Consider the following 1,633-nt stretch of genomic DNA (forward strand, 5'->3'; position numbering starts at 1 on the left):
CAATTATACGGACTTTATCATTATTTGAAAATACTATTATTATTATTAAAATTTTGCTACCCTTTGTTTGCTATATTCCAAATTTCTAATTTTTCTATAAAAAATAACGAAGAAAAATACGAACGTTTAGAAAAAAATAAATATATTATTAATAGTCTGTTTCTTCCTTTAATATGGATAATAGTTAATATGATTTCGAGTGTTACTCTTACACTTTCACATTCATACTATAAAAAAAATTTCTTTTTAGCTTATAATGCCCAATTAATAGCACAGAGCTTTTGGTATTTAATCTTTTTCAAACATCAATCCTTTTTTCTTTCACTTGTAATAAAAATAGTTCAATTTCTAGTTATGATAGTGAGTATTAAGTCAGTCATCAAAAAGAAAAATTTTATCCGTTTACTTTTAGGAATACATTTATCTTGGATTATCTATGAAATATATTTAAATATATATTTTTGGTTATTAAATAAAAGACTATATAAAGGGTGATTATATGAAAAAATTCGTTCTAGCTGTAGCTATTTTTACTACAATCTATTCATTTAAAAAAAAGAAAAAAGAAAAATGTAATACTATTGTGAAAAGGAATGGCGCATATTATGTGAATAATCATATTATTGTAAATAGAGATTATAAAGTTTGTCCATTTTATATACCTTTTCCAAAATTAAAGGCAAAAAACGCTTTGAAATTTATGATTAAAGACGCACGAAAACAAGGGTTTCAACTAATTATTATTAGTGGTTTTCGATCATATTTAAAACAAATACGGTTATTCAATATGTACGTTCGTCGTGATGGTTTGAAAAAAGCGAAAACTTATAGCGCTGAGCCAGGATATTCTGAACATCAAACCGGTTTAGCTTTTGACGTTGCCTCTCCCGGATTAGATGAGTCAATAAAAGAACAGTTTCAATTTACAAAAGAAAGCAAGTGGCTTCATGATAACGCACATTTCTATGGGTTTATTATCCGATACCCTGAAGGTAAAGAAGACATTACAAAATTTATGTATGAACCTTGGCATTTAAGATATGTAGGTAAAGAAGATGCCATGAAAATAGTAAATGAAAATCTTACATTTGAAGAATATTTTAATTTAGTTTAAAGCAATTTTTATATGGGAACTTAAGTTGACCTGAAAACAGTATTTGTGAAATTAAAGATTTTAAGTATCACTGTATATTTTTATATCAATGATAGGATGACTTAAAAAGTATAAAGTTAATTTTTTTTTATTAAAAGTGAACTTAACAATGAAAAAATACGTATGTTTTAATGAGTAGCAACAAAAAGGGGGATTTGTTCAAATCTATATTAAATGTATTTTGTAAGATTAAAAGAATCTAATTGTGTTTTGAGCTTAATCTTTAACGAAATTCAGGCAACGCGAATGATTTATAAAAATATTAAAAAGGGGCGAAGATTTATGAATAACAAATTATTAGTATTTTCATCATCAGTATTAGCTACAGGTGTACTATTAGGAGCAAGTAATGGATCAGGTGGATATAACACAGCACATGCCGATACTATAAATAACAACATGAATAATATGAATCAAAAAGATATGTCTATGAATCATAATATGGACAATATGAATGGTAATATGAACCAAAAAGATATG

At 26.0% G+C, this 1,633-nt stretch carries 2 protein-coding genes and 1 pseudogene; all 3 read left to right on the forward strand.

Annotated elements, in window-relative coordinates; translation table 11 throughout:
* Positions 1-495 (forward strand): tryptophan-rich sensory protein (locus KA893_RS13825; RefSeq protein WP_210125946.1); only part of this gene is annotated, 495 nt, incomplete at its 5' end.
* 4 nt (positions 496-499) lie between these two features.
* The gene (locus KA893_RS13830) at positions 500-1,114 is read left to right on the forward strand and encodes a M15 family metallopeptidase (RefSeq protein WP_069821790.1); all 615 of its coding nucleotides are present in this window, start codon (positions 500-502) and stop codon (positions 1,112-1,114) included.
* A 321-nt stretch (positions 1,115-1,435) separates the two neighbouring features.
* A pseudogene (locus KA893_RS13835) lies at positions 1,436-1,633 on the forward strand (immunodominant staphylococcal antigen IsaB family protein); the annotation flags it as partial.

Origin of the sequence: Staphylococcus sp. GDY8P126P, from assembly GCF_017891965.1 — a bacterium.
GTDB lineage: Bacteria > Bacillota > Bacilli > Staphylococcales > Staphylococcaceae > Staphylococcus > Staphylococcus saprophyticus.